The sequence below is a fragment of the Campylobacter portucalensis genome (assembly GCF_009690845.1).
Taxonomy (GTDB): domain Bacteria; phylum Campylobacterota; class Campylobacteria; order Campylobacterales; family Campylobacteraceae; genus Campylobacter_B; species Campylobacter_B portucalensis.
This window is the reverse complement of record NZ_VWSJ01000009.1, coordinates 62,131-68,739: the sequence shown is the minus strand read 5'-3', so window position 1 is coordinate 68,739 and position 6,609 is coordinate 62,131. Positions and strand designations below refer to the sequence as shown.

The following is a 6,609-nucleotide window of genomic DNA, read 5'->3' as shown; positions in this document are numbered from 1 at the left end:
TTATGTTTCAGTTGCTTACCCCTGCACATCGTGCTATTTTTGAGACGTTTAATCTGCCGTTTTTAAAACGATAAAAATCAATATCATAAGATAATAAATTTTCAATCCTCTCTCTCGTCCTTTTTCGCCTCTCAAATGCCAACATACTAAGGTTTAGGCGTTGCTTGTAGCTTAAAGCCATCATCTCTCCTTTAAAATCTCTTTTTAAAAAGCTTTTTAAAGCCCTTTAAAAAAAGCCCCGCGGGGGGACTTCATTTTGAAATTTCCAAGCTTTCAATCTTTGGCACTATTCTAAAGTTATCTTTTATCACCCTTTTTAAGCCAAGTTTTGCCAAGTCTTCATCTGCCAACTCCTCCAACGCCTCTTTATTTGGCGTTTCGCTGTATTTAATGCACTCTTTACCAAGCCCATAAGCCTTAATAGCATTAATCAAGCTTTCAATTTTAGCCTTTGCCTTTGGCACGCTTACGCTTTTACTTATTCTATAGCCTATCTCGCCAAATGTAAACTCACGACTTCTCTTTTGTGCAAACTCATGTTTATTACTTTCACAAAAAATGGTAATTTGCTGCTCAATAAATTTCTTCTCACTCTCAAGCCTGTCAACCTCGCCCTTTCTAGCCTCTTTTATACGGTTACACTCAAGTGTCACCTCGCCATTTATCTTCTCAATCCCAACACATACATCACACAGCCTTTTTAACGCCGTATCGACATCACCGAAATTCTCTATCTTCATCTTTTTTCCTTTCTAAAATTTAAAATTCTTACAAACATATACTTACGTTAAATTTCTTATCAATCTTTAACTGCGGTATTCCATTAGCCTTAGCAAACTCACGCTCTAGCTTGATCCCTTGTGAGTCTTTTGCGTCTTTATGTTTGGACTCATAAAAATAATCGCAATTCTCAAGCAACCTAAGCCCAGCGGCCAATACTTCATCTCGCTGAGTATCCTCATCATACTTACCATCAAGCCATAAGATGGGACTAAGCGGCTCATAACCTAAAAGCCTAAGAAGCTTACACTCACAAACTGCAATCTTTTTAGCCAAATCCGCCCTATCGCCATCTCTACAACGAAGTGCCGCATATGGCGTGGCAACATAGACTCTTTTTACCTGCATATCTCTCTCCTTTCTTTAAAATTTAGCTTTATAAGGTAGCCCGCAAGCTACCCGAAAAACCAAATCAACCACATCGACTCTTCATCGCCTACCCTTTCTAACTCCGCTAATACCGCGGTCACTTATAGCGATATCCCACCCCCTTGCTCTCATCTTCTCAATAGCCCTATAAAGCTCTAAACGACTTTTTACACTCTCTATCCACTTTTGCACTTCATTATCCTTAGAACAATCCATTTTCACTATCCCTTTTAGCTCTATCTTTTTCAATCTCAATTAAAATTTCCCTTATCTCCATCCAAATTTTTTTATTTTTCGGGTGGGACATTTTGGTGATGGCACACTTTTCTATCTCCCTAACCCTCGAAACACTAAGACCCAAAACCTTACCTATTTCAGCGTACGTCATCTTTTATCCTAAAATTACCATTTGAGTAGCTTTTTCGATGATCTCGTTATCGCACTCGCACTCATTTAATTGTGCAAGGCGTTGGGCTTTTTTAAAAAGTTTTGCCGAACTTCTAAAGTTGCCGCGACTATACTCATAAATCCCCCCCCGCCATAGACCATCTCACACTCTTCACGGCTTAGCCCCTGCATGCACCACTTCCCGCAAATCCTACTATAAAGCTGTTTTAACTCCTTATTTCTTCCCATCAAGTTATTAAGCAGTATCTCAGTCCCGCACAGTATCATCGTAGTGTGTGAAAAGTCATAAATCCGCCTTAAATCTTCAAGTGCCCTTAAAGCCAGGTGCTCCGCCTCATCAATTAAGATTATTTTGTCGTTATCTTTTAAAAACTTAGCCACAAGCCTCAATTTTGTATTCACGCCCCTGCCTGTCTCTATTTTCAAGGCTTCGCACAACTCATCAAGCAGCACCCTTGCAGTAGTGTGACAAGTAACCTCTAAAAGTATGGCGTTGGGGGCATTTTTGGCAAATTCCTTTAAAATGGTAGTCTTCCCGCTACCTGCCACCCCGTAAAGTAGGGCGATCTCACGCTCATTTATAGCCTCATTTATGATAAAATTTGCCATCTTTACATCTTTACTGACAAAAAACTCATCAAGGTTTTTTGGTGCTGTTTTGTTATGGTAGTTATCGATATAACGCTCCACCTTTTGGGCTATCGTTTTTACATCGCCCTTATAAAGCCCCTGCCTAAACTGGCTAATAACGGCACTACTTACACCAATAGCCCTAGACAGTGCCGAGGCTGAAATGTTGTTATCGTTTAAAAACTCATTAAGTTTAACCGTAATCTCTTTCATCTTTTATCCTTTATTAAAATTTAACTCTCTTTAGTCCTAAAGTGTTCCCAATCCTTGTGCTTTTTGGCTTTTTTGATATCACTGCCAGCCACTTTTTGGATCTCATCACTTAAAAAATCGTTTTTAACTATGCTAAAAGCCTTTTTTAAAGCCCTATTTATATCTGATTTTTTATCTTCGCAAACAGGCGTAATTGCCCGCTTAGTCTCTATATTTAGGGCAAAATCTATAAAATTTTCCCTTGCCTCATTTGTCGCTTTTAACTTCTTCTCTTTAGTCTCTTTTAGCCGCCTGTTAAAGAGTTTTGTTGCAGCTTTTGCACTCTCAACGCTAACGCCAAGCTCATCATCAAAAGCGATTGCCACATCTATAAACTTCCCGTCACTATCCCACAAAAAGCACTCGCGTTGGTTGTTTATATTTAGGTTAGCCCACACACTGTCATAGCCGTGCATGGCGACGTTTTGATACCAAATCCCGCCCATACTAATGCCCTTTTTATTGACACTTTTTAACTCTCTCTTACTTAGCCTTGCACTTAGATCGATAGCGTCCATCGCCACAGCTTCGTGTGCTTTTTTATTGTACGCCTCCATCACACTCATACCAAGTCTCTCAAGATATCTGGTATTTAAAAACTTCTCAGCATACAGATCAAGCAGTTTTTGCACCTCTTCTAAGTTTTTAAGCTCTTTTAAGTTAGTTTTATACCCCTTTTTAAGGCGTCTTTCCTTTTTCGAATAAAAAAACTCAATAGCTTGACGCTGCATTATGTTATGCCCGATAAAGCCCGATAAATTGGCAGTAAAATTGTGCTGCAAACTCCTAAAATTTCGCTCCACATATGGCTTAAGCCACCCGCTATAAGCCCTAACAGCCCTATACTCTATCTCTAAAACATTAAGCACGCTTTTTGTGTACTCGCTTTTAAAGGCTTTACCATTATCGCCCTTTATCACCTTAGGTTTGCCATATCTTAAAATGTACTTAGCAACCGCCCTGGCAATGGCGATAGAATTTTCGCTATCTGCTATGTGAAAGGTCGCAACGCCTGAGTAAGTGTCGATTAAAGCGATGATTGTGTAGCGTTTTGCCACTGTTTTATATAGCTCATAAACTCATCCTCATCGCTAAAAACATCACTCACCGCCTCAAAACCGATACTTTTACAAATATCGCCGGCATTGCATATTAGATCCAAGGGGCTTGCGTCAATCTCTACTATTTGGTTAATGCTATTTACAGCCCAGTTACTTCTTCCCATTGCAGGCATTTGACGGCTAATAGCCCCGTCTTCGCCATATAAAATGATATTTTTAAGCAGTTTATTCTCTTTTAAATACCCTTTTACAAAGCGATTTACCACGTCATAGCTTACAAACTCATCTTTTTTGCCGTTAAACTCTTCAAGGCTGAACTTTCCGCTTTTTATGGCTTCGTAGTTTAGTAGGTTGTAGATATTGGCTGTGTTAATCTTGCCTTGTTGTGCATTTATGAGCTTGATGGCGTACTCTTTTAGCCCAAGCGTTTCAAGGGTGCGTTTTTTGGTATTCGTTCTTTCATCAACCAGCCCGTCAAGCCCGCCATTTTTATATTTGCGTTGCCAATCATACAGCTTGTTGGCGGTGAGTTTTAGCCCCTTTTTGGCGTTAATGCGGCTTATAAAGTCGTTTATAGTTATTTTACCTTTAGCATGCCCCCACTCCTGCAAGATATCATATTTTTCAAATGCCTCTTTACGCTTTTTATCTGAGCACCTTGCAATAAGCGGTAAAACTTTCGGATCGCCTGCGATGGCGTTATCACTTGCCGTCTCACTCGCCACGCTTGCACTCAACACGTTTTTAACGCCACCACGTCCAGCCCCAAAACTCATGCCGCTTTTACCGCCGAAATTCACACTCTCAAAGCTGGAAAATCCGCCCACCACCGCATTATCGTTTGCCGTCTCGCTTGCCATCACGTTTTTACCGTCACTACGTCCAGCCCCAAAACTTAAGCCGTCGCACCCTTTATTGTCCATAAAATTCACGCCGTTTTTATCACTCACGTCGCCCGTCTCTTCCAAACCAGCCACGCCAGCCATAAAATTCACACCCGCACGTCCAGCGTCCATAAAATTCATGCCGCTTTTACCGCCGAAATTCGCACTCTCAAAGCTGGAAAATCCGCCCACCACCGCATTATCGTTTGCCGTCTCGCTTGCCACGCCCGCACTGTTAAAATTCCCCCCGCCATGTTTTGGTGTTTTGGGGGATTTTTTGGCGAAGTACGGGCTAGCCAACTCATCATCGATCCAGATCTGAAGGATTTTTCCGCCACGACCGACACCAGGGATGTATTTAAAGTGTAATATATTACTATCAATAGAACAAAAAATTTTGCTTTTTTTTGAAGCTCTTAAAATTTTCTGACGCAAATTGCTGTATTTTATCCCCAAAATTTCAGCCGCCTCTTTACTGCTTACCCACACTTTACTTTTTCCTAACTAGCATCTCTTAGAGCTTTTGGCATCTCATCTATTATCCCCTCTTTTAAAAGTGCTTCAAATACAGCCTTTGTATGATTGGATTTTATAGTTCCAGTAAGTTTGCCATTGATTACAAAATATGTGGTTCTCTCATGAAGATTATGTTTTTTAGCCCATTGTCTGATGCTTATGCAGTTTTCTAAAAAATACTCTTTTATCACTCTCTCTCCTTTCAAAAATTCATTGTTAAACCAACTTTACTCACTTTAAAAGCCCCTTTGCTATAATTATAATTGCAAATCAAATCTCATAGAAAGGAGCCATTAAAATGACAAATGAAGACAAAGACGCTCTTTATGCCATTCTCTACGCTAAAATAGTTGATTTTAGTGCAGAGATTGAAGCTATTAAGTCTGTGCTTACTGCCGAGCAACAAGCACAGCTGCTAACTAAAAAGAACGAGCTGACCAATTAAATTCGCAGTAGCGGATCTGTGGATTTAGAACTTGATTATTTGAGATAAACTCTCTTAAATCCTCCATGGGGACAAATATCTTTATATTTAAGTCCCCACCTAAAATAGGGCAAGTCGGAAACACTTCGCTTTGCAAAGGTATCCTTATCTCCCTTGTCTCTCTATCAAAATAAGCCTTTTTAATGCTATTTTTGCTCACACTATCTCCTTTAAATTTGGTTTAACACTGAATTTTTAAATAACTCTTACAAACATTTGTAATTTTTAATCTTAGTTTGGATATAATTATCAAAGATTTGTAAAATTATAGCGTAATATATTACACTTGTCAAGATTAAATTTGTTTCGAAAGAGTAAAAAAATGGATTTAGCACAAAGACTAAAACAATTAAGAGATGAAAAGGGTTGGACGCAAAGCGACTTAGCAAAATTTTCTGGAGTTTCTATAGATAGCATAAAAGGATACGAGATAGGAAAAACTAAAAATATTACGACAGGAAATTTAAAAAAAATTGCAAATGCTTTTAATATTTCAACACAAGATTTTTTTAGTAGTAAATTGTCGCATAGTGAAGCAAAAGATTTGTCGCATAGTGTCGCTTACTCTGTCGCAAAGTCTAAAAACCTATCGCATACTCCCTCAAACCTTAAAATGTCACAAAATAACGATTTTGATATAGTTAAAATTCCCTATTTTGAAGATACTTACGCTAGTGCAGGAGATGAAGCTATAAATTACGATGAAATGCCCGTTATTATGGAACTAGACGCAAACTTCCTAAGACTATTTTTACGCATCACAACCCCTTTTAAAAACATGCACATCATCAATGCAAAAGGCGATAGTATGGAGCCCACGATAAAAGATGGCGAACTTTTATATATAAATCCCATAGCAAACGAAGGAGGAATTAATAGCGGCTCCATTTATGTGATAAATTTTGATGGTGATGTTTTAGTTAAAAGAGTGGATAAAAACCCCATCACAAAGGCATTAACACTCATTTCAGACAATCCAAAATACAGCCCCATATCCATAGAAAAAGATAATTTAAAGCTTTGTAGGATAATAGGGCGAGTTGTAGCTCACACTGCAAAACTTTGAAAATTTTGTAAAATTTGTGAAATTTTTAAAAAGCCGATTTTTAGGGAGTTTGAAGTTTTTTGAGGATTTTTTGAATATTTTTGAAGTAAATTTTGAACGCTAACCTTAAACGAGAAAAAATGTCAATCAATCATCATTTCTTAAATTATCATAACTTTA

General features: G+C 38.5%; 11 protein-coding genes. 2 read left to right on the top strand and 9 right to left on the bottom strand.

Annotated features, from left to right (window positions below):
- Positions 1 to 7: 7 nt before the first annotated feature.
- The 9 genes from F1B92_RS08790 to F1B92_RS03850 form a co-directional block, all read right to left on the bottom strand.
- Positions 8 to 181 carry a hypothetical protein gene (locus tag F1B92_RS08790; RefSeq protein WP_195836285.1) on the bottom strand — a complete coding sequence of 58 codons (174 nt, stop codon included), beginning with the start codon at positions 179 to 181 and terminating at the stop codon, positions 8 to 10.
- A 70-nt stretch (positions 182 to 251) separates the two neighbouring features.
- On the bottom strand, positions 252 to 740 hold the full coding sequence (locus F1B92_RS03885; RefSeq protein ID WP_154570597.1) for a host-nuclease inhibitor Gam family protein: 489 nt from the start codon (positions 738 to 740) through the stop codon (positions 252 to 254).
- Between the two features lie 28 nt (positions 741 to 768).
- Positions 769 to 1,128: a hypothetical protein gene (locus F1B92_RS03880; RefSeq protein ID WP_154570596.1), complete on the bottom strand. Its 360-nt coding sequence runs from the start codon at positions 1,126 to 1,128 to the stop codon at positions 769 to 771.
- 81 nt (positions 1,129 to 1,209) lie between these two features.
- Positions 1,210 to 1,365, bottom strand: a complete 156-nt coding sequence (locus tag F1B92_RS03875) for a hypothetical protein (RefSeq protein ID WP_154570595.1) — start codon at positions 1,363 to 1,365, stop codon at positions 1,210 to 1,212.
- Positions 1,352 to 1,537, bottom strand: a complete 186-nt coding sequence (locus F1B92_RS03870) for a sigma factor-like helix-turn-helix DNA-binding protein (protein ID WP_154570594.1) — start codon at positions 1,535 to 1,537, stop codon at positions 1,352 to 1,354. The genes F1B92_RS03875 and F1B92_RS03870 overlap by 14 nt, the downstream gene beginning before the upstream one ends.
- Before the next feature lie 65 nt (positions 1,538 to 1,602).
- Positions 1,603 to 2,400, bottom strand: a complete 798-nt coding sequence (locus F1B92_RS03865) for an AAA family ATPase (protein WP_195836284.1) — start codon at positions 2,398 to 2,400, stop codon at positions 1,603 to 1,605.
- Between the two features lie 20 nt (positions 2,401 to 2,420).
- The gene (locus F1B92_RS03860; RefSeq protein ID WP_154570593.1) at positions 2,421 to 3,497 is read right to left on the bottom strand and encodes a DDE-type integrase/transposase/recombinase; all 1,077 of its coding nucleotides are present in this window, start codon (positions 3,495 to 3,497) and stop codon (positions 2,421 to 2,423) included.
- Positions 3,467 to 4,360, bottom strand: coding sequence for a helix-turn-helix domain-containing protein (locus tag F1B92_RS09085; RefSeq protein WP_229770909.1), 894 nt, complete (start codon positions 4,358 to 4,360; stop codon positions 3,467 to 3,469). Before F1B92_RS09085 ends, F1B92_RS03860 begins: the two co-directional genes overlap by 31 nt.
- A 524-nt stretch (positions 4,361 to 4,884) precedes the next feature.
- Complete coding sequence (locus F1B92_RS03850; RefSeq protein WP_229770908.1) at positions 4,885 to 5,091, bottom strand: helix-turn-helix domain-containing protein; 207 nt, start codon at positions 5,089 to 5,091, stop codon at positions 4,885 to 4,887.
- Between the two features lie 107 nt (positions 5,092 to 5,198).
- Between F1B92_RS03850 and F1B92_RS03845 the strand changes: the two genes are divergently transcribed.
- Both F1B92_RS03845 and F1B92_RS03840 read left to right on the top strand, forming a co-directional pair.
- Positions 5,199 to 5,345, top strand: a complete 147-nt coding sequence (locus F1B92_RS03845; RefSeq protein ID WP_154570590.1) for a hypothetical protein — start codon at positions 5,199 to 5,201, stop codon at positions 5,343 to 5,345.
- Positions 5,346 to 5,706: 361 nt separating this feature from the next.
- On the top strand, positions 5,707 to 6,450 hold the full coding sequence (locus F1B92_RS03840; protein WP_154570589.1) for an XRE family transcriptional regulator: 744 nt from the start codon (positions 5,707 to 5,709) through the stop codon (positions 6,448 to 6,450).
- Positions 6,451 to 6,609 lie beyond the last annotated feature (159 nt).

Coding starts and splice junctions, on each gene's coding strand:
- F1B92_RS03875 (WP_154570595.1), bottom strand. CDS start 1,365: ATGGATTGTTCTAAGGATAATGAAGTGCAAAAGTGGATAGAGAGTGTA.
- F1B92_RS03885 (WP_154570597.1), bottom strand. CDS start 740: ATGAAGATAGAGAATTTCGGTGATGTCGATACGGCGTTAAAAAGGCTG.
- F1B92_RS08790 (WP_195836285.1), bottom strand. CDS start 181: ATGGCTTTAAGCTACAAGCAACGCCTAAACCTTAGTATGTTGGCATTT.
- F1B92_RS03880 (WP_154570596.1), bottom strand. CDS start 1,128: ATGCAGGTAAAAAGAGTCTATGTTGCCACGCCATATGCGGCACTTCGT.
- F1B92_RS03845 (WP_154570590.1), top strand. CDS start 5,199: ATGACAAATGAAGACAAAGACGCTCTTTATGCCATTCTCTACGCTAAA.
- F1B92_RS03865 (WP_195836284.1), bottom strand. CDS start 2,400: ATGAAAGAGATTACGGTTAAACTTAATGAGTTTTTAAACGATAACAAC.
- F1B92_RS09085 (WP_229770909.1), bottom strand. CDS start 4,360: ATGGCAAGCGAGACGGCAAACGATAATGCGGTGGTGGGCGGATTTTCC.
- F1B92_RS03870 (WP_154570594.1), bottom strand. CDS start 1,537: ATGACGTACGCTGAAATAGGTAAGGTTTTGGGTCTTAGTGTTTCGAGG.
- F1B92_RS03840 (WP_154570589.1), top strand. CDS start 5,707: ATGGATTTAGCACAAAGACTAAAACAATTAAGAGATGAAAAGGGTTGG.